At 65.9% G+C, this 18,925-nt stretch carries 17 protein-coding genes; 11 read left to right on the top strand and 6 right to left on the bottom strand.

From position 1 onward, the window contains the following. Positions 1-12: 12 nt before the first annotated feature. Both ACI2KK_RS05525 and ACI2KK_RS05520 read left to right on the top strand, forming a co-directional pair. A complete protein-coding gene (locus tag ACI2KK_RS05525) occupies positions 13-540 on the top strand; it encodes a PadR family transcriptional regulator (protein ID WP_404668181.1) in 528 nt (175 codons plus the stop codon). Further along, a complete protein-coding gene (locus tag ACI2KK_RS05520) occupies positions 537-1,298 on the top strand; it encodes a siderophore-interacting protein (RefSeq protein WP_404668180.1) in 762 nt (253 codons plus the stop codon). Before ACI2KK_RS05525 ends, ACI2KK_RS05520 begins: the two co-directional genes overlap by 4 nt. A 189-nt stretch (positions 1,299-1,487) precedes the next feature. On the opposite strand, the gene ACI2KK_RS05515 is transcribed toward ACI2KK_RS05520, so the two are convergent. Continuing rightward, positions 1,488-2,117, bottom strand: coding sequence for a Pr6Pr family membrane protein (locus tag ACI2KK_RS05515; RefSeq protein WP_404668179.1), 630 nt, complete (start codon positions 2,115-2,117; stop codon positions 1,488-1,490). Further along, positions 2,117-2,338 carry a VF530 family DNA-binding protein gene (locus ACI2KK_RS05510; protein WP_217887978.1) on the bottom strand — a complete coding sequence of 74 codons (222 nt, stop codon included), beginning with the start codon at positions 2,336-2,338 and terminating at the stop codon, positions 2,117-2,119. Before ACI2KK_RS05510 ends, ACI2KK_RS05515 begins: the two co-directional genes overlap by 1 nt. A gap of 276 nt (positions 2,339-2,614) precedes the next feature. Between ACI2KK_RS05510 and ACI2KK_RS05505 the strand changes: the two genes are divergently transcribed. The 3 genes from ACI2KK_RS05505 (at position 2,615) to ACI2KK_RS05495 (ending at position 9,003) form a co-directional block, all read left to right on the top strand. Beyond that, the gene (locus tag ACI2KK_RS05505; protein ID WP_404668178.1) at positions 2,615-4,621 is read left to right on the top strand and encodes a TonB-dependent receptor; all 2,007 of its coding nucleotides are present in this window, start codon (positions 2,615-2,617) and stop codon (positions 4,619-4,621) included. 604 nt (positions 4,622-5,225) lie between these two features. Beyond that, positions 5,226-6,560 carry a carbohydrate porin gene (locus ACI2KK_RS05500; protein ID WP_404668177.1) on the top strand — a complete coding sequence of 445 codons (1,335 nt, stop codon included), beginning with the start codon at positions 5,226-5,228 and terminating at the stop codon, positions 6,558-6,560. Between the two features lie 31 nt (positions 6,561-6,591). Next, a complete protein-coding gene (locus ACI2KK_RS05495) occupies positions 6,592-9,003 on the top strand; it encodes a glucose/quinate/shikimate family membrane-bound PQQ-dependent dehydrogenase (protein ID WP_404668176.1) in 2,412 nt (803 codons plus the stop codon). 193 nt (positions 9,004-9,196) lie between these two features. On the opposite strand, the gene ACI2KK_RS05490 is transcribed toward ACI2KK_RS05495, so the two are convergent. Further along, positions 9,197-9,646 carry a ubiquitin-conjugating enzyme E2 gene (locus tag ACI2KK_RS05490; RefSeq protein ID WP_404668175.1) on the bottom strand — a complete coding sequence of 150 codons (450 nt, stop codon included), beginning with the start codon at positions 9,644-9,646 and terminating at the stop codon, positions 9,197-9,199. A 134-nt stretch (positions 9,647-9,780) separates the two neighbouring features. Between ACI2KK_RS05490 and lon the strand changes: the two genes are divergently transcribed. The 4 genes from lon to cmoB all read left to right on the top strand — a co-directional run bounded on the left by lon (position 9,781) and on the right by cmoB (position 14,581). Beyond that, positions 9,781-12,201, top strand: a complete 2,421-nt coding sequence (lon, locus tag ACI2KK_RS05485; RefSeq protein WP_404668174.1) for an endopeptidase La — start codon at positions 9,781-9,783, stop codon at positions 12,199-12,201. Positions 12,202-12,402: 201 nt separating this feature from the next. After that, positions 12,403-12,795 (top strand): protease inhibitor I42 family protein, encoded by a 393-nt coding sequence (locus ACI2KK_RS05480; RefSeq protein WP_404668173.1) that lies wholly within the window; start codon positions 12,403-12,405, stop codon positions 12,793-12,795. Positions 12,796-12,884: 89 nt separating this feature from the next. Beyond that, positions 12,885-13,628 (top strand): carboxy-S-adenosyl-L-methionine synthase CmoA, encoded by a 744-nt coding sequence (gene cmoA, locus ACI2KK_RS05475; protein WP_404668172.1) that lies wholly within the window; start codon positions 12,885-12,887, stop codon positions 13,626-13,628. After that, entirely contained in the window at positions 13,625-14,581 is a 957-nt protein-coding gene (gene cmoB / locus ACI2KK_RS05470; RefSeq protein WP_404668171.1) for a tRNA 5-methoxyuridine(34)/uridine 5-oxyacetic acid(34) synthase CmoB, read from the top strand. The genes cmoA and cmoB overlap by 4 nt, the downstream gene beginning before the upstream one ends. Positions 14,582-14,729: 148 nt before the next feature. Here the strand turns inward: cmoB and ACI2KK_RS05465 are convergent, their stop codons facing one another. Further along, entirely contained in the window at positions 14,730-14,936 is a 207-nt protein-coding gene (locus ACI2KK_RS05465; RefSeq protein WP_404668224.1) for a hypothetical protein, read from the bottom strand. A 298-nt stretch (positions 14,937-15,234) separates the two neighbouring features. Between ACI2KK_RS05465 and ACI2KK_RS05460 the strand changes: the two genes are divergently transcribed. Both ACI2KK_RS05460 and ACI2KK_RS05455 read left to right on the top strand, forming a co-directional pair. Next, positions 15,235-15,909: a heavy metal response regulator transcription factor gene (locus ACI2KK_RS05460; RefSeq protein WP_404668170.1), complete on the top strand. Its 675-nt coding sequence runs from the start codon at positions 15,235-15,237 to the stop codon at positions 15,907-15,909. Next, positions 15,906-17,291 (top strand): heavy metal sensor histidine kinase, encoded by a 1,386-nt coding sequence (locus ACI2KK_RS05455; protein ID WP_404668169.1) that lies wholly within the window; start codon positions 15,906-15,908, stop codon positions 17,289-17,291. Before ACI2KK_RS05460 ends, ACI2KK_RS05455 begins: the two co-directional genes overlap by 4 nt. Before the next feature lie 160 nt (positions 17,292-17,451). Here ACI2KK_RS05455 and pdxJ read toward each other — a convergent pair whose 3' ends face one another. Beyond that, positions 17,452-18,174: a pyridoxine 5'-phosphate synthase gene (gene pdxJ, locus ACI2KK_RS05450; RefSeq protein ID WP_404668223.1), complete on the bottom strand. Its 723-nt coding sequence runs from the start codon at positions 18,172-18,174 to the stop codon at positions 17,452-17,454. Between the two features lie 62 nt (positions 18,175-18,236). After that, a complete protein-coding gene (gene recO / locus ACI2KK_RS05445) occupies positions 18,237-18,920 on the bottom strand; it encodes a DNA repair protein RecO (RefSeq protein WP_404668168.1) in 684 nt (227 codons plus the stop codon). Positions 18,921-18,925 lie beyond the last annotated feature (5 nt).

Raw genomic sequence — 18,925 nt, 5'->3', positions numbered from 1 at the left:
GAGCCCTGCGCCATGCGCGACCACGACCCTTTCGAACGCCGCCCCGGCCGGGGCGAGCGCGGCCCGCGGGTATTCGCCCCGGGCGACCTCAAATTGCTGATTTTGTCGATGCTGGCCGAGCAGCCCGGCCACGGCTATGACCTGATCCGCCAGATCGAAAACCTCTTCGATGGCAGCTACAGCCCCAGCCCCGGGGTGATCTACCCGACCCTCAACTACCTCGAAGAAGCCGAGCTGATCGGCGGCCAGGTTCAGGGCAGCAAGCGCCTGTACGCCATCACCGACGCCGGCCGCACGGCCCTGGCCGAACAGGCCGTGGCCCTGGACGGTGTGCGCATGCGCATCGAGGTGAGCAAGCGCGCCCTGCGCGGCCACGACCGCCCGCCAGAGATTCACGAAGCCGTCGGCAACCTGCGCCATGCCCTGCACATGCACAGCGGCCGCTGGACGCCCGACGAGATCGAGCGGGTACGCACCCTGCTCAACGACACTGCCAAGGCCATTGCCACCGGGCCCGCCACCACGGAGACCACCCCATGAGCGACTCCATCCATCGCGTCAACCACGAGATCCGCCAGCGCCGGCTGGTGGTGCTGAAGGTCACCGACCTGACCCCGCGCATGCGCCGCATCACTCTCGGCGGCGCCGAGCTGGCCGGCTTCACCAGCCTGGGCACGGACGACCACATCAAGCTGCTGTTCGCCAGCACGCCAGAGCAGCAACAAGCCCTCGACGCCCGCAACCTGGGCCGTGACGGCGGCGCCCGGCCGACCATGCGCGAGTACACGCCGCGGCGCATCGACCTGGTCAACCTGGAGCTGGACATCGACTTCGTCCTGCACGGCGACGGCCCCGCCTCTACCTGGGCAGCCCAGGCGGCGCCGGGGCAGGCCCTGAACATCGCAGGCCCCCGGGCCTCGATGGTGGTGCCGGACATCTTCGACAGCTACCTGCTGATCGGTGACGAAACCGCGATCCCGGCCATCGCCCGGCGCCTTGAAGCGTTGCCGGCGGGCCGCAAGGTACTGGCGGTGATTCAGGTAGAAGATGAGCAGGAGCGCCAGGCGCTGGCGAGCCAGGCGCAGGTCGAGGTGATCTGGGTACGCCGGCATGAGCAGGATTTGCTGGGCGTTGTACAGCACCTGGCGCTGCCCGAGGGCCGGCTGTACAGCTGGGTGGCGCTGGAAAAGTCGCTGACCCGCCAGGCCAAGACGTTGCTGCTGGAAAAGGGCGTGCAGGAAGATGCCTTGAAAGCCGCCGCCTACTGGCGCGCGGATGGGACTGCTGACGACGAATAAATTTCAGCCCCGCGGATGCCCCTGTGGGAGCGGCCTTGTGTCGCGATGGGCTGCGCAGCAGCCCCAGGATCTCGACCTCATGTGAAATCGCCGGGGCTGCTGCGCAGCCCATCGCGACACAAGGCCGCTTCCCACAAGGAGCGCCCCGACTTTCATAAATGGAGCAAGGCAGTTGCTCCCATACTCAACCTAGCTCGTACGCCCCCGCCACCGATCCAGCCCCAGCAACACCAACCCGATCCCCCAGAACCCCGCCAGCACCCCCAAGGCATTGAGCATCACCTGCCCGTACCCCAGCTGCGCCACATCCACGAACGGGTACGGGTACACCCCGATCTCATGCCCGCGCAGCAGCACAAAGGCAAAGTACAACGCCGGGTACAACGCCCAGGCCGCCAGGTGCCACAGGCGCAGGCGCCCCTTGGGTACCTCGAACCACCAGTACAGAACGAACAGCACCGGCATCACATCGTGCAGCAGTTCGTCCGCCAGCCATTGCCAGCCCTCGGGTTGCCACAGGTGGCGCAGCAACACGCTGTAACCCAGCCCCACCAGCACGATACTGGCGCAGATGCAGCTGCTGACCGGTGCTGACAGCAACCAGCGCCGCGCCGCTGACTCACGGCCGAACGCGGCCTGGCTGAGCAGCGTGGCCGCCAAGGTGTTGCTGAGCACGGTGAAATAGCAGAACAGGTTGACCAGCCCGCCGATCAGGCTGGCCTGCTCCTGCCAGCGCGCCAGCAGCACCAGGTACAGCTGCACCGCCAGCCCCGCCCAACCGAGCACGGCGGCCAGGGTCAGCCAGGGGCGCTGCGGCATCAGCCTTTGCGCTGCAGCTTCACGTACAGCTGCTCGACCTTCTCCCGGGCCCAGGGCGTCTTGCGCAGGAAGGTCAGGCTCGACTTGATGGTCGGGTCGCTCTTGAAGCAGCGGATATCGACACGCTCGGCCAGGCCCTGCCATTGGTAGTGCGCCACCAGCTCGGTGAGGATCTGCTCGAGGGTCTTGCCGTGCAGCGCGTTGTGTTGGGCCGTGCTCATGCCAGTGCTCCAGGTTCGGGAAGGTGCGCACATTACACGAGTGTAGCGGGCTGTAGGAGCGGCCTTGTGTCGCGAAAGGGGCGCGAAGCGGCCCCGACGATGTGTGCCGTGGCCGAGATCCCAGGGCCGCTGCGCAGCCCTTTCGCGACACAAGGCCGCTCCTACAGGGGACCGCGTCGTGCCACAAAACACTGGCCAGCGCCAAACAGCTTGTGCTGAAATAGTGATGTTATATTGTAACAACACATAATATCTGCCAAGGAACGCCACGTCCCCATGCGTCACATCCCCCTGCGCCTCACGCCCCTCGCCGCCGCCCTGTGGCTGGCCTCATCCCCCAGCCAGGCCGTGGAACTGCAACCCCAGGTGATCACCGCCAACCCGCTGGGCAACGCCCAACTGGCCGCCCCGAGCAGCGTGCTCGAAGGCGACGATTTGCTGCTGCAGCAGCACGCCAGCCTGGGAGAAACCCTCAACAAGCAACCCGGCGTCGCCTCCACCTGGTTCGGCCCCGGCGCCAGCCGCCCGGTGATCCGCGGCCTGGACGGCGACCGTATTCGCATCCTGCGTAACGGCGTCGGAGCCCTGGACGCCTCGTCGCTGTCCTACGACCACGCCGTGCCGCTGGACCCGATCAACGTCGACCGGGTCGAAATCGTCCGCGGCCCAGCCGCGCTGCTGTATGGCGGCAACGCCATCGGCGGGGTGGTCAACACCTTCGACAACCGCATCCCCGACTCGCCCATCGACGGCATTCACGGCGCGGGCGAGCTGCGCTACGGCGGCGCCGACACCACCCGCAGCAGCGCCGGCAAGCTCGAAGCCGGCAACGGCGAGTTCGCCCTGCACCTGGACGCCAGCAGCCGCTCGTTCAATGACCTGCGCATCCCGGGCTATGCCCGCAGCTCGAAGGTGCGCGACGCCGACGAACCCGGCAGCAAGCACCGCCTGGAAAACAGCGACGGGCGCCAGGACGGCGGTGCCATCGGCGGTTCGTACCACTGGGATCACGGCTATGCCGGCCTGTCCTACAGCCGCTACGACAGCAACTACGGCTCGGTGGCCGAAAGCGGCGTGCGCCTGGACATGAAGCAGGACCACTACGCCTTCGCCTCCGAGCTGCGCGACCTCGACGGACCGTTCACATCGGTCAAGCTCGATGCCGGCTACACCGACTACGAACACCGCGAAATCGAAGACGGCGAGGTGGGCACCACGTTCAAGAACAAGGGCTACGAGGCACGCATCGAAGCCCGCCACCAGCCGCTCGGCCCGGTGGAGGGGGTGGTTGGCGTGCAGGTCAACCGCAACGAGTTCTCGGCCCTCGGCGAAGAGGCCTTCGTGCCCCAGACCGACACCGACAGCCTGGCGCTGTTCATGCTCGAGCAATGGCAAGCCACCGACCGCCTCAACCTCAGCCTGGGCGCGCGCCTGGAGCACACCCGTGTCGACCCCGACGCCAAGGGCAACGAGAACTTCGCCGACGCCGACAGCAGCAGCTCGTTCAACGCCTTCAGCCTGAGCTCGGGCGCGGTCTACCAGCTGGACCCGGTGTGGGCACTGGCCGCAAGCCTGGGCTACACCGAGCGCGCCCCGACCTTCTACGAGCTGTACGCCAACGGCGCCCACGTGGCCACCGGCGCCTACGAGGTGGGTGATGCCAGCCTGAACAAGGAAAAGGCGATTTCTGCCGACCTGGCGCTGCGCTTCGACAACGGCACCCACAAGGGCAGCGTGGGGGTGTTCTACAGCCACTTTCGCAATTACATCGGCCTGATCGACAGCGGCAACACGCACCTTACCGACGAGGGCGACGAGTTCCCCGAGCTGCTCTACCAGGGCGTGCGGGCACGCTTCTACGGGGTCGAGGCCCAGGACCGCTGGCAACTGCTGAAAAACCAGTACGGCAGCTTCGCCCTGGAGCTGTCGGGTGATTACACCCGGGCCAAGAACCTCGACAGCGGCGAGCCGCTGCCGCGCATCGCCCCGCTGCGCCTGAACAGCGGGCTGGTGTGGGAGCTGGACCGCTGGCAGGCGCGGGTAGACGTGCAGCATGCATCCTCGCAGCACCGCAAGCCGAGCAACGAGACCAGCACCGACGGCTATACCACCCTGGGTGCGAGCGTGGGTTATCGCTTCGATATCGGCAAAAGCGAGTGGCTGGCGTTCGTGCGTGGCGAGAACCTGACCGACCAGACCGTGCGCTATGCAAGCTCGATCCTGCGGGATATTGCGCCGGCGCCGGGGCGCAGTGTCGAGGTGGGGTTGCGCACCACGTTCTGATTCATTGACTGCAAGCCTGCCTTGCGCAATGTCTGAAAGCTGACGCTCCCACAGGACTGTGCAAATCCCGGCTCCTGCGCCGTACCTGTGGGAGCGGGTTTACCCGCGAAGCAGACGACGTGGTGGATGGCATGGGCTTCGCCCGTGTTCGCGGTGGTCCGGCAAGCCCGCTCCCACAGGACTGTGCAAAACCCCCGCTCTGCTCCTACAGGACTGTGCAAAAACCGGCTCCAGCACCGTACCTGTGGGAGCGGGCTTGCCCGCGAAGCAGGCACCGCGGTGGATGGCACCGGCTTTGCCGGTGTTCGCGGTGGTCCGGCACTCCGGTAAACCCGCTCCCACAGGAATCGCGCCAACTTTTAAAAATTGGGCAAGACAGTTGCTCCCGCTCCTGGACCTCGGTTCGCTGCAAATAACTCGATTATTACCATCAAAGCAACAATCCCCTGCGACAATTTGTCTTTTTTTCTTACAAATTCCCCTATATCCTCCCCGCCGCAAGCTGAAACGCTTCACCCGCACTCCTTGACCGCCATTTCCCTCGAAGACCTCACGCTTCGATGCGTTTGCCGTTTTCTCAATAATCAAAAGATAGCGCTATCTCATGTCCGTCGTCGTTCGTCACCTAGCCCTCGCCGCCTTGCTCGGCCCCCTGCCCCTCACCACCAGCGCCAGCGAGATGTTCGCCAAGGACTCACCCTGGATGCTCGGCGACTGGGGCGGCACCCGCAGCGAATTGCTCGAGCAAGGCTACGACTTCACCCTCGGCTACACCGGCGAAATGGGCAGTAACCTGCACGGCGGCTACAGCCACGACCGCGCCGCGCGCTACAGCGACCAGTTCACCCTGGGCGCGCACATGGACCTGGAAAAGATCCTCGGCTGGCAGGCCGCCGAGTTTCAGCTCACCGTCACCGAACGCCACGGCGACAACATCAGCAACGACCGCATCAACGACCCGCGGGTCGGCGGCTTCACCTCGGCCCAGGAAGTCTGGGGCCGCGGCGAAACCTGGCGGCTGACGCAAATGTGGGTCAAACAGAAGTACTTCGACGGCGCGCTGGATGTAAAAGTCGGCCGCTTCGGTGAAGGCGAGGATTTCAACAGCTTCCCCTGCGACTTCCAGAACCTGGCCTTCTGCGGCTCGCAGGTGGGCAACTGGGTGGGCGGCATCTGGTACAACTGGCCGGTCAGCCAATGGGCGCTGCGGGTGCGCTACAACCTCAGCGACCAGCTCTACGCCCAGGTCGGCGTATTCGAGCAGAACCCCTCCAACCTTGAGTCGGGCAACGGCTTCAAGCTCAGCGGTAGCGGCACCCAGGGCGCGGTAATGCCGGTGGAACTGGTGTGGAGCCCGCAGGTATTTGGCCTGAAAGGGGAATATCGCGCCGGCTACTACTACAGTAATGCCAAGGCTCAGGATGTGCTCAAGGACCGCAACGGCCAGCCTGCCGCCATCAGCGGCGCAGCTTATCGCAGCAGTTCGAGCAAGCATGGCCTGTGGCTCGGAGCCCAGCAGCAGGTGACTGCGCAGGCGTCCGACCAGTCCCGCGGCCTGAGCCTGTTCGCCAACGCCACGGTGCACGACAAGAAGACCAATGCCATCGACAACTATGTGCAGGCAGGTTTGCTTTACAAGGGCCCCTTCGATGCCCGCGCCAAGGACGACATCGGTTTCGCCCTGGCACGCGTGCACGTCAACCCCGGCTACCGCAAGAACGCCCGCCTCATCAACCAGGCCGCCGGCCTGGACGACTACGACAACCCCGGCTACCTGCCCGTGCAGGACACCGAGTACAGCGCCGAACTTTATTACGGCATCCATCTGGCCGACTGGCTCACCGTGCGCCCGAACCTGCAGTACATCCGCCACCCGGGCGGGGTGTCGCGGGTCGACGACGCGCTGATCGGCGGCCTGAAGATCCAAAGCAGTTTCTGACCTGACTTTTCACACATACGGAGAACCTTTGATGAGCACCGAAAGTGCCAAGACTGGACCCCGCTGGCTACCCCGCCTGATGGGCGTGCTGCTGTTGCTGATGGGCCTGGCCCTGGTGGCCGGCGGCATCAAGCTGAGCCAGCTGGGTGGCTCGCTCTACTACCTGATCGCCGGTATCGGCTTCGCCCTGTCGGGCATCCTGCTGCTGGCCATGCGCCGCATTGCCTTGGGCCTGTACGCCGTGGTGCTGCTGTGCAGCACCGTCTGGGCCCTGCTGGAAGTCGGCCTGGACTGGTGGCAACTGGTGCCGCGCCTGGCCATCTGGTTCGCCATCGGCGTGGTACTGCTGCTGCCCTGGGCACGCCGCCCGCTGTTCGGCCCGGCCGCCAGGCTCAACACCGCGCTGCTGAGCGTTGCCGTGGTGGCCTCCGGCGCTACTGCCGTGGCCAGCCAGTTCACCCACCCGGGCGAGATCCGCGGCCACTTCACCCGCGACAGCAGCGAGATGGCCAGCGCCGCACCGGCCATGCCCGATGGCGACTGGCAGGCGTACGGGCGCAGCGAGCACGGCGACCGCTACTCGCCGCTGCGCCAGATCACCCCGCAGAACGCCTACCAGCTCACCGAAGCCTGGCGCATCCGCACCGGTGACCTGCCCACCGACAACGACCCGGTAGAGCTGACCAACGAGAACACCCCGCTCAAGGCCAACGGCATGCTGTATGCCTGCACGCCCCACGGCCGGGTGCTGGCCCTGGACCCGGACAGCGGCGCCGAGATCTGGCGCTACGACCCGCAGATCACCAGCCCGACCAAGACCTTCAAGGGTTTTGCCCACATGACCTGCCGCGGCGTCTCGTACTACGACGAGAACAGCTACGTGAGCCGTGACGGCAGCCCGGCACCAAAAATCAGCGACGCCGGCCAGGCCGTGGCCCAGGCGTGCCCGCGCCGCCTCTACCTGCCCACCGCCGACGCCCGCCTGATCGCCATCAACGCCGACAACGGCAAGGTCTGCGAAGGCTTCGCCAACCAGGGCCAGATCGACCTGACCCGCGGCATCGGCCCGTTCACCGCCGGTGGCTACTACTCCACCTCGCCGGCGGCGATCACCCGTGACCTGGTGATCATCGGCGGCCACGTGACCGACAACGAGTCGACCAACGAGCCGTCCGGGGTGATCCGCGCCTATGACGTGCACGACGGCCGCCTGGTGTGGAACTGGGACAGCAACAACCCCGACGACACCAAGCCTTTGGCCGACGGCAAGTTCTACAGCCGCAACTCGGCCAACATGTGGTCGCTGGCCAGCGTCGACGAAGAGCTGGGCATGGTCTACCTGCCACTGGGCAACCAGACTCCTGACCAGTGGGGCGCCGACCGCACCCCGGGCGCCGAGAAGTACAGCGCCGGCATCGTCGCCCTGGACCTGGCCACCGGCAAGGCGCGCTGGAACTACCAGTTCACCCACCACGACCTGTGGGACATGGACGTCGGCAGCCAGCCGACCCTGGTGCACCTGAAGACCGACGACGGGGTAAAACCTGCGGTCATCGTGCCGACCAAGCAGGGCAGCCTGTACGTGCTCGACCGCCGCGACGGCACGCCGATCGTGCCGATTCGCGAAATCCCGGTACCGCAGGGCGCGGTCAAGGGTGACCGTACCGCACCGACCCAGGCCCGCTCCGACCTCAACCTGCTCGGCCCTGAACTGACCGAACAGGCCATGTGGGGCGCCACGCCGTTCGACCAGATGCTCTGCCGCATCCAGTTCCGCGAGCTGCGCTACGAAGGCCAGTACACCCCGCCGTCCGAGCAGGGCACGCTGGTCTACCCGGGCAACGTCGGTGTGTTCAACTGGGGCAGCGTGTCGGTCGACCCGGTGCGCCAGCTGCTGTTCACCTCGCCCAACTACATGGCCTTCGTGTCGAAGATGGTGCCGCGCGAGCAAGTGGCTGCCGGCAGCAAGCGCGAAAGCGAAACCAGCGGCGTACAGCCGAACACCGGCGCACCTTACGCGGTGACCATGCACCCGTTCATGTCGCCGCTGGGCGTACCTTGCCAGGCACCGGCCTGGGGCTATGTGGCGGCCATCGACCTGTTCACCAACAAGGTGGTGTGGAAGTACAAGAACGGCACCACCCGCGACAGCACCCCGGTGCCGATCGGCCTGCCGGTCGGTGTGCCAAGCATGGGCGGCTCGATCGTCACTGCAGGTGGCGTGGGCTTCCTCAGCGGCACCCTCGACCAGTACCTGCGCGCCTACGACGTGAGCAACGGCAAGCAGCTGTGGAGCGCCCGCCTGCCGGCTGGCGGCCAGGCCACGCCAATGACCTACACCGGCAAGGACGGCAAGCAGTACGTGCTGATCGTTGCCGGCGGGCACGGCTCGCTGGGTACCAAGATGGGTGACTACATCATCGCCTACAAACTCGGCGAGTAAGCGGCTGCATCGCGCTGCCTGCTTCGCGGCTAAAGCCGCTCCCACAGGGAATGCATAAGCTTCAGGCCAGTGCCGTACCTGTAGGAGCCGGCTTGCCGGCGATGGGGCCAGTACAGGTAGTACAAGACCGTTGCTCCCACGTGGGAGCAACGGTCCACTGATGCAACTTACCCCGCGATGAGCAGCAATCCCCTCACATGGCGTACTGCCGGGTCCACTGCCTGGCGGTATCGTCAAACGCCTTGCGATTGCGCAACCACTGCTCGGCAATCTGTGGCTGAAACGCAGGCTCCGGGTTGGGGTCGCGCAACAGCGACATGATGCTCAGCAGCACCTTGCCCACGGTCAGCGCCGGTGACCAGTTGTCGCCAAGGATATCCAGCCCGACCTCCCCCCCGCTGCCAATATTCGGGTGGTAGATGCGGGTCTGGAACTTCACCTGCAACGCCGATAGCGGGTAGTCCTGCGGGAAAACCAGCTCCAGAAAGAACACCCCTTGCTCGTAGGGCGTCCCCGACGGCCCCATGATCGAAGCCTTCCACACGAACAGGTCACCATCTGCGAACGGCCCTGCCGAACACCCCGCCGGCGGGTCCTTGACCATCAGTTCCAGCTCTTTTCGAATCCTTTGCAACGTCGCCATCGGCAGCCTCATATCCGGTTGGGTGGAGCACAACTTCGCCGCCGCGACAGTGACAGATCGTTCATCCGCCGGCCATTGAAACCTGCAGCGCCGCTCCCCATCTAAGCTCCCATAGCCATTCAAGCAGGTGCCCCATGAGCGACCAGCAGGATTTCCCGGAACATCCCGACGAACACAGCGAAGTCGAACACCTCGATAAAGCGGCCAGCACCGGCCACCACCTCGCCCTGCCCGGCCAGCAACTGCCGGACAAGGTCTACGTGATCCCGATCCACAACCGCCCGTTCTTCCCCGCGCAGGTGCTGCCGGTGATCGTCAACGAGGAACCCTGGGCCGAAACCCTCGACCTGGTGGCCAAGTCCGAACACCACAGCCTGGCGCTGTTCTTCATGGATACCCCGCCGGAAGACCACCGCCACTTCGACACCAAGGCACTGCCCGAGTACGGCACCCTGGTGAAGGTGCACCATGCCAGCCGCGAAGGCGGCAAGCTGCAGTTCGTCGCCCAGGGCCTGAGCCGGGTACGCATCCGCACCTGGCTCAAACACCACCGCCCGCCCTATCTGGTTGAAGTGGAGTACCCGCGCCAGCCGGCCGAGCCCACCGACGAGGTCAAGGCCTACGGCATGGCCCTGATCAACGCGATCAAGGAGCTGCTGCCGCTCAACCCGCTGTACAGCGAAGAGCTGAAGAACTACCTCAACCGCTTCAGCCCCAACGACCCGTCGCCGTTGACCGACTTCGCCGCCGCCCTGACCTCCGCCACCGGCAACCAGTTGCAGGAAGTACTCGACTGCGTGCCCATGCTCAAGCGCATGGAAAAGGTGCTGCCGATGCTGCGCAAGGAGGTCGAGGTCGCCCGCCTGCAAAACGAGATCTCCGCCGAGGTGAACCGGCAGATCGGCGAGCACCAGCGCGAGTTCTTCCTCAAGGAACAGCTCAAGGTGATCCAGCAGGAGCTGGGCCTGACCAAGGACGACCGCAGCGCCGACCTTGAACAGTTCCAGCAGCGCCTGGACGGCAAAACCCTGCCCGAGCAGGCTAAAAAGCGCATCGACGAAGAAATGGGCAAGCTGGGCATCCTCGAAACCGGCTCGCCCGAGTACGCCGTCACCCGCAACTACCTGGAATGGGCCACCGCCCTGCCCTGGGGCGTGTATGGCGCCGACAAGCTTGACCTCAAACACGCGCGCAAGGTGCTCGACCGCCACCATGCCGGGCTGGACGACATCAAGGAGCGCATCCTCGAATTCCTCGCCGTGGGCGCCTGGAAGGGCGAGATCAGCGGCTCCATCGTGCTGCTGGTGGGCCCGCCCGGGGTGGGCAAGACCAGCATCGGCAAGTCCATCGCCGAGTCGCTCGGCCGGCCGTTCTACCGCTTCAGCGTCGGCGGCATGCGCGACGAGGCCGAGATCAAGGGCCACCGGCGCACCTACATCGGCGCCCAGCCGGGCAAGCTGGTGCAGGCGCTGAAGGAAGTCGAGGTGATGAACCCGGTGATCATGCTCGACGAGATCGACAAGATGGGCCAGAGCTACCAGGGCGACCCGGCCTCGGCGCTGCTGGAAACCCTCGACCCCGAACAGAACGTCGACTTCCTCGACCATTACCTGGACCTGCGCCTGGACCTGTCCAAGGTGTTGTTCGTGTGCACCGCCAACACCCTGGACTCGATCCCGGGCCCTCTGCTCGACCGTATGGAAGTGATTCGCCTGTCGGGCTACATCACCGAAGAGAAGCTCGCCATCGCCAAGCGCCACCTGTGGCCCAAGCAGCTGGACAAGGCCGGCGTGTCGAAAAGCAGCCTGACCATCAGCGACAGCGCCCTGCGCACGGTGATCGAGGGCTACGCCCGCGAAGCCGGCGTGCGCCAGCTGGAAAAACAGCTGGGCAAGCTGGTGCGCAAAGCCGTGGTCAAGCTGCTGGACGACCCGGATGCAAAACTGAAGATCGCCAACAAGGACCTGGAGGCCGCCCTCGGCATGCCGGTGTTCCGCAGCGAGCAGGTGCTGGCCGGCAAGGGTGTGATCACCGGCCTTGCCTGGACCAGCATGGGCGGCGCCACCTTGCCGATCGAGGCCACACGCATCCACACCCTCAACCGCGGCTTGAAGCTCACCGGCCAGTTGGGTGATGTCATGAAAGAGTCCGCCGAGATCGCCTACAGCTACATCAGCTCGAACCTGAAAGCCTTCGGCGGCGAAGCGGGCTATTTCAACGAGGCGTTCATCCACCTGCACGTACCCGAAGGGGCCACGCCCAAAGACGGCCCCAGCGCCGGCGTGACCATGGCCAGCGCCTTGCTGTCGCTGGCCCGTGACCAGGCTCCGAAAAAAGGCGTGGCCATGACCGGCGAGCTGACGCTCACCGGGCAGGTGCTGCCGATTGGCGGGGTGCGTGAGAAGGTCATTGCCGCGCGCCGGCAGAAGATTTTCGAGCTGATCCTGCCTGAGCCCAACCGGGGTGATTTTGAGGAGTTGCCCGACTACCTGAAAGAAGGCCTGACGGTGCATTTCGCCAAGCGCTACAGCGACGTGGCGAAAGTGCTGTTCTGACCGCCATCATGGAGCGAGCCCGTTGCTGTTTTTGGGAGCAACGGGTTTGCTCTGCTTGTACCGGCCTCATCGCCGGCAAGCCGGCTCCTACAGGTAAAGCACAGGCCTGAAGGCCAGGCTTAACCTGTGCACCGTTGCCTGGTGAACACCCTGCCACCCGCTTCAGGTATCCTCCAGGCAACAACAGCCTTCGGAGCCACCATGACTGCCCCTCGTCTGCTCGTTCCCCTGAGCCTTGCCCTGCTTGCCGCCTGTGCCCAACAACCCAAGGGCCCGGTCGAACTCGACGCCGAAAGTGAATGCCCGACACGCTTGCAAGTGGGCCAGAGCATGACCCTCACCCTGCCCAGCAACCCCACCACCGGCTACCGCTGGCTGGTGCAAAACCCGGCACCGAACATCCTGCGCAGCCTCGGCCCCGAGGTGTACAGCGCCCCGGAAGAAGCCGGCATCGTCGGCAGCGCCGGCATTTCCACCTGGCGCTTCCAGGCCAAGGAAGCCGGGGAGGGGCATCTGGTACTGGTCTACCAGCAGCCCTGGGCCCCTGAAGTACGGCCAGTCCAGACCTTCGATTGCGCCATCCGAGTGAAATGACCGGCCCGCGCCGGTCAGCCAGTCATGCAAGCAAGCCGGGGTTTGGCTAGAATGCGCCCCCTCTGAGTTGCAAGCCGCCTGGACCCACCGTGAGCAAAGAACCCGACCGCCTATTCGCCCAACCCTTGGAACAGGTGCCCGACTTCGTCTTCAACGAGGCCGTGGTGCAGGTGTTCCCGGACATGATCAAGCGCTCGGTGCCCGGCTACCCCACCATCGTCGAGAACCTCGGTGTGCTGGCCGCGCGCTTCGCCCAACCCAATACCGCGCTGTACGACCTGGGTGCCTCGCTGGGTGCAGTGACCCAGGCGCTGCGCCGGCATGTGCGTGCCGATGGCTGCCAGGTGATCGCGGTAGACAACTCCGCGGCCATGGTCGAGCGCTGCCGCCAGTACCTCACTGCCCAGGACTCGATGTTCCAGGAGCTGCTGCCGGTACAGGTGCTCGAAGCCGATATCCTGACCTTGCCGCTGCAACCGGCCTCGGTGGTGGCGATGAACTTCACCCTGCAGTTCATCGCCCCCGAGCAGCGCCTGGAGCTGCTCGGGCGCATTCGTCAGGCCCTGCTGCCGGGCGGTGCGCTGATTCTTTCGGAAAAGCTGCGCTTCGAGGATGAAGAGCAGCAGCAGTTGCTCAATGAACTGCACCTGGACTTCAAGCGGGCCAATGGCTACAGCGAGCTGGAAATCGCCCAGAAACGCAGCGCCATCGAGCACGTGATGAAGCCCGACACCCTGCAAACCCACGAACAACGCCTGCTGGCCGCTGGTTTCAGCAAGGTCGTGCCGTGGTTCCAATGCCTGAATTTCGCCTCGCTGATAGCCCTGCCATGATCGATCTGTCCCCACTCGTCCGCCGCCTGGCGGGCACGCCCCTTGCCACCTGGTCCCAAGGCCTGCAGGCACAACTCGACGCCAAGATGGACAAAGGCCACGGCGACCTCGACCGCTGGCGCGGCGCGCTTGAGGCCCTGCCGAAGCTGAAGCCCAGCGAGGTCGACCTGGCCAACGGCCTGCGCCTGGACTGCGCTTGCGATGATGCCACCCGCGCTCAGGTGCGCGAGGCGTTGATGGGGCTGTCGCCCTGGCGCAAGGGCCCGTTCGAGCTGTTCGGCGTGCACGTCGACACCGAATGGCGCTCGGACTGGAAATGGTCGCGGGTTGGCCCGCACCTGGACCTCAAGGGCAAGCGCGTGCTGGATGTCGGCTGTGGCAACGGCTACTACCAGTGGCGCATGCTCGGTGCCGGCGCCGACATGGTCATCGGCGTTGACCCCAACTGGCTGTTCTTCTGCCAGTTCCAGGCGGTGCAGCAGTACCTGCCAGAACTGCCAGCCTGGCACCTGCCGTTCGCCCTGGAAGACCTGCCAGCCAACCTGGAGGGCTTCGACACGGTGTTCTCGATGGGGGTGTTCTACCATCGCCGCTCGCCCATCGAACACCTGCTGGCGCTCAAGGACTGCCTGGTGAAAGGCGGTGAGCTGGTGCTGGAAACCCTGGTCATCGAAGGGGACGAAAACCAGGTGCTGGTGCCCGAGGACCGCTACGCGCAGATGCGCAACGTCTGGTATCTGCCGTCGGTGCCGGCGCTGGAGCGCTGGCTGCGCCGGGCCGGGTTCAGCGATGTGCGCTGCGTCGACGTCAGCGTCACCAGCGTCGAGGAGCAGCGCAGCACCGAGTGGATGCGCTACCAGTCGCTGGGCGACTTCCTCGACCCCAACGACCACGGCAAGACCGTCGAAGGCCTGCCGGCGCCGCGCCGGGCGACGCTGCTGGCACGCAAGTAAGCTGAACAGCGCGAACCGGGGCTGCGCTGCAGCCCTTCGCGGGTAAACCCGCTCCCACAGGACCGCGCAGAGCCTGCACCAGGCGCAGTACCTGTGGGAGCGGGTTCACCCGCGAAGGGGCGCAACGCGCGCCCTGTTGACCAACCACTCAGTCCCTGGCCACCTCGCGGGCCTTTTCCTCGGCCTTGCGCTCGCGCTCGGCCAGCGCTTGCTGCCGGTCATCGCCATGCAGACGCGCCTGGTCCTCGCGGAACGCCTGCCAGAACTGCTTCGAGCGCTCCGCGCCACCCTCGGCGACAACGCTGGTGCTGCCCAGGGCGAGGATCGCCAGCAGCAGGTATTTGCTCGGGTTCATCATGCTTGCCTCGTGATAACCGTTTTGACAGGGCCATCTTGGCAAGGGGCAGCTAACGCCAAGGTGAGGCGTGGATTACAGTCTTGCAAGGCAAGGATGCCCATCGCGGGGCAAGCCCGCTCCCACGCAGGTAATGCGCGTCTGCGACAAGGCCTGCCCTGTCCGGCACATGACCTGAACATTACAAATCCGTTATCCCCGCCGCTTCCCCGTTCGCATCCCGTAACATCCCCGGCGCTTGACCCTGATCCCGCTACAGGGTCAAGAATCGCCACCCTTTCCACCACCGAGCCCGACCATGCGCCTACTGATCATCGAGGACGAACCGCGTACCGCCGACTACCTGCAGCAAGGCCTGCGCGAAAACGGCTACGTGGTGGACTGCGCCCACACCGGCACCGACGGCCTGCACCTGGCCCGCCAGCAGCCGTACGACCTGGTGATCCTCGACGTCAACCTGCCCGAACTGGACGGCTGGGGCGTGCTGCAGCGCCTGCGCGCCGAATCCGCCACGCGGATCATGATGCTCACCGCCCACGGCCGCCTGGCCGACCGGGTCAAGGGCCTGGACCTGGGCGCCGACGACTACCTGCTCAAGCCGTTCGAGTTTCCCGAACTGCTGGCGCGTATCCGTAGCCTGCTGCGGCGCAACGACCAGCGCCTGCAACCAAGCACCCTGAAAGTCGCCGACCTGGAGCTCGACCCTAGCCGGCACCGCGCCTTCCGCGGTGGCCAGCGCATCGACCTGACCGCCAAGGAGTTCGCCCTGCTGCACCTGTTGATGCGCCAGAGCGGCGAGGTGCTGTCACGCACCCAGATCATCTCGCTGGTGTGGGACATGAACTTCGATTGCGACACCAACGTGGTGGAGGTGTCGATCCGCCGCCTGCGGGCGAAAATCGACGACCCCTTTGAAGACAAGCTGATCCACACCCTGCGCGGCGTGGGCTACGTACTCGAGGCACGGGTGTGAAGCGCAGCACCCTGTCGCTGCGCCTGGGCCTCACCGTCACCCTGCTGGGCGCGGCGCTGGTGCTGCTGCTGGCCTGCCTTGCGGTGTTTGCCCTGGACCACGAACTGGACAGCCGGGCGCGCAAGGATTTGACCCGCAAGATGCAGCAGGTGGAGCACAACCTGCGGGTAGACCTGCGCAGCGACGACCTCGGCGCCCGCGCCCACCCGCTGCTCGACCTGGTGATGGGCCACGACAACCTCAGCCTGAGCGTGCTGGCGGTTGGCAGCCGCCACCCTGCCCTGCTGAGCCTGGGCCCGGCACTGCAATCGCAGCACCTGCTGGCGCTTGAGGCCGACAACCGGCTGGCCTTCCACGAATGGCGCGACGCCGAAGGCCGGCAGATGCTCACCGCCAGCCGCCTGATGCGCCTGCGCGACGACACCCCGGTGAAAGTGCTGATGTCGCTGGAGCGCGGCGACGACAACGCTTTGCTCCAGGCCTACCTGCACTCGACCCTGCTGGCCCTGCCGCTGCTGTTGCTGCTGATCGGCATGGTCGCCTGGAAGCTGGTGCAGCGCGGCCTGCGCCCACTGCGCCACTTCCGGCGCATTGCCGGGCAGGTGTCGGCCCACGACCTGGGCCACCGCCTGCCCCAGGACGGCCTACCGGAAGAGCTCGCCGAGCTGGCCCGGGCCATCAATGTCATGCTCGACCGCCTGGACCAAGGGGTCAGCCAGCTGTCGCAGTTTTCCGATGACCTGGCCCATGAGCTACGCACGCCCATCGGCAATCTGATGGGCAAGGCCCAGGTGACCCTGGCCCGGGAGCGCGATGGCGACAAGTACCGCGAAGCGCTCGAAGACAGTGTCGAAGAGCTGACCCGGCTCAGCCGCATCATCAACGACATGCTGTTCCTCGCTCAGGTGAGCCAGCCGCAGAGCCAGTTGAATCGGGTGCCGGTGGCGCTGGCCGATGAAGTGTCACGGGTCAGCGAGCTGTTCGCCTACAGCGCCGAACTCAAGGATATTTCGCTGTACCTGCACGGCTGGGGCACCGCCATGGCCGACCGGCTGATGTTCCAGCGCGCGCTGTCCAACCTGCTGAGCAATGCCATACGCCATGGGCCGGCGGGGCAGCCGGTGGCGGTGGGGATCGAACGCCTGGCAAACGAGGTGGCCATCTGGGTGGAAAACAGCGGGCCGGGGATCGGTGAAGCGCACCTGCCGCACCTGTTCGAACGTTTCTATCGGGCCGGGGCCGGGCGTTCACGGCTGGAGGGCGGGACGGGGTTGGGGCTGGCGATCGTGAAGTCGATCATGCAGTTGCATGGCGGGCGGGTCGAGGTGAGCAGCCCGGCTTGCGGGCCGACGCGGTTTACCTTGGTGTTTGCAACAGAGTGAGGATTACCTGTTCTGGCCTCTTCGCGGGTAAACCCGCTCCCACAGATTTTGCGCATGCCTGAGGTACCGGCTCCTGCAGGGAAATCGCAGGCCTGAAGCTCATGCGATCCCTGTGGGAGCGGGTTTACCCGCGAAGAGGCCGGAACAGGCGGCCTAGGTGTCAGCGCGAAGCAGCGACGATCAGCGCCTTCATTTCGGCCACTGCGGCCTTGAAGCCGACGAACAGCGCATGGGCCACCAGCGCGTGGCCGATGTTCAGCTCGTTGATGCCCTTGATCGCCGCCACCGCCTCGACGTTGTGGTAGTGCAGGCCGTGGCCGGCGTTGACGATCAGGCCCTGGCCGAGGCCAAAGGCCACGCCATCCTTGATGCGTTGCAGCTCATCGGCCACTTCGGTTGGCGTTTCGGCATCGGCGTAGCGGCCGGTGTGCAGCTCGATGGCCGGGGCACCCACGCGGCGCGAGGCCTCGATCTGCCGCTCGTCGGCATCGATGAACAGCGACACCTCGGCGCCGGTGCGCGCCAGGCGCTCCACTGCGGCCTTGATGCGTGCTTCCTGGCCGGCCACATCCAGGCCACCTTCTGTGGTCAGCTCCTGGCGGGTTTCCGGCACCAGGCAGATGTGCGCCGGGCGGATCTTCTCGGCGAACGCCATCATCTCTTCGGTGACGCCCATCTCGAAGTTCATGCGGGTCTGCAGCACGTCCTTGAGCACCACCACGTCACGCTCCTGGATATGCCGGCGGTCTTCGCGCAGGTGCACAGTGATGCCGTCGGCACCCGCTTCCTCGGCGTCCAGCGCGGCCTTGACCGGGTCTGGGTAACGCGTGCCCCGGGCCTGGCGCAGGGTCGCCACGTGGTCGATGTTGACGCCAAGAAGCATGCGGTTGCTGTGAGTCACGAAGGGGCACTCCTGAGGGTTGAGGCCGACAGCATACGTGCTGATCAACGCTTGCGAAACAGTTCCCGGCTGACCAGCGGCTTGGGCCCCAGATGAACGGCCAGGGCCTGGCGCATCAGGCGCTTGGCGGCCAGCAAGGCGCCGGGCGCCTCCCACTCGGCCTGGGCCAGGGCCAGCAGCTCGGCGCCCTTGAACAGGCCGGGCTGGAACAGCTCGACGCGCTCAAGGCCTGCGTCCACCTGCAAGCGGTAAAGCCCCTCGTCGACCACTGGCAGGCCGTTGGCGTCGTGGTCCAGGGCGAAGGCGTAGCCCAGCTCGTCCAGCAGGCGCCATTCGAACGAACGCAGCAAAGGTTCCAGTGGCCGGCCGGCGGCCAAAGCCTGGAGCGTGAGGGTGTAGTGCTCGAACAGTGCAGGGTGCGGCGCTTCGGCGGGCAGCAGGCGCATCAACAGTTCGTTGAGGTACAGCCCGCTGAACAACGCGTCGCCGTGCAGCCAGGCAGCGATGCCGCTGCTGTCCAGGCGCCCGACGTTCTTCAGCTCGCCGCGCCCGCGCAGCTCCACCTCCAGCGGCACGAACGGGCGCACCAGGCTGCCACCCTTGCCCCGCGCCCGGCGCAGTACCGCGCGCACTCGCCCCTGGGGGGTGAGGAAGTCCACCAGCGCGCTGGTTTCCTTGTAGGCGCGGCTGTGCAGCACATAGGCGGGTTGCGGGGTGGGTTGGTCCATGGGGG

Origin of the sequence: Pseudomonas sp. NPDC089406, from assembly GCF_044900265.1 — a bacterium.
Lineage (GTDB): Bacteria > Pseudomonadota > Gammaproteobacteria > Pseudomonadales > Pseudomonadaceae > Aquipseudomonas > Aquipseudomonas fakonensis.
The sequence above is the reverse complement of the archived record's forward strand: the minus strand, read 5'-3'. Positions and strand labels throughout refer to the sequence as shown.

What these genes read in the sequence shown, in the direction of transcription:
- ACI2KK_RS05495 (WP_404668176.1), top strand. Translation starts at nt 6,592, where the DNA reads ATGAGCACCGAAAGTGCCAAGACTGGACCCCGCTGGCTACCCCGCCTG.
- ACI2KK_RS05520 (WP_404668180.1), top strand. Translation starts at nt 537, where the DNA reads ATGAGCGACTCCATCCATCGCGTCAACCACGAGATCCGCCAGCGCCGG.
- lon (WP_404668174.1), top strand. Translation starts at nt 9,781, where the DNA reads ATGAGCGACCAGCAGGATTTCCCGGAACATCCCGACGAACACAGCGAA.
- ACI2KK_RS05500 (WP_404668177.1), top strand. Translation starts at nt 5,226, where the DNA reads ATGTCCGTCGTCGTTCGTCACCTAGCCCTCGCCGCCTTGCTCGGCCCC.
- ACI2KK_RS05490 (WP_404668175.1), bottom strand. Translation starts at nt 9,646, where the DNA reads ATGGCGACGTTGCAAAGGATTCGAAAAGAGCTGGAACTGATGGTCAAG.
- ACI2KK_RS05505 (WP_404668178.1), top strand. Translation starts at nt 2,615, where the DNA reads ATGCGTCACATCCCCCTGCGCCTCACGCCCCTCGCCGCCGCCCTGTGG.
- ACI2KK_RS05460 (WP_404668170.1), top strand. Translation starts at nt 15,235, where the DNA reads ATGCGCCTACTGATCATCGAGGACGAACCGCGTACCGCCGACTACCTG.
- ACI2KK_RS05465 (WP_404668224.1), bottom strand. Translation starts at nt 14,936, where the DNA reads ATGAACCCGAGCAAATACCTGCTGCTGGCGATCCTCGCCCTGGGCAGC.
- recO (WP_404668168.1), bottom strand. Translation starts at nt 18,920, where the DNA reads ATGGACCAACCCACCCCGCAACCCGCCTATGTGCTGCACAGCCGCGCC.
- pdxJ (WP_404668223.1), bottom strand. Translation starts at nt 18,174, where the DNA reads ATGCTTCTTGGCGTCAACATCGACCACGTGGCGACCCTGCGCCAGGCC.
- ACI2KK_RS05510 (WP_217887978.1), bottom strand. Translation starts at nt 2,338, where the DNA reads ATGAGCACGGCCCAACACAACGCGCTGCACGGCAAGACCCTCGAGCAG.
- ACI2KK_RS05515 (WP_404668179.1), bottom strand. Translation starts at nt 2,117, where the DNA reads ATGCCGCAGCGCCCCTGGCTGACCCTGGCCGCCGTGCTCGGTTGGGCG.
- ACI2KK_RS05480 (WP_404668173.1), top strand. Translation starts at nt 12,403, where the DNA reads ATGACTGCCCCTCGTCTGCTCGTTCCCCTGAGCCTTGCCCTGCTTGCC.
- ACI2KK_RS05525 (WP_404668181.1), top strand. Translation starts at nt 13, where the DNA reads ATGCGCGACCACGACCCTTTCGAACGCCGCCCCGGCCGGGGCGAGCGC.
- cmoB (WP_404668171.1), top strand. Translation starts at nt 13,625, where the DNA reads ATGATCGATCTGTCCCCACTCGTCCGCCGCCTGGCGGGCACGCCCCTT.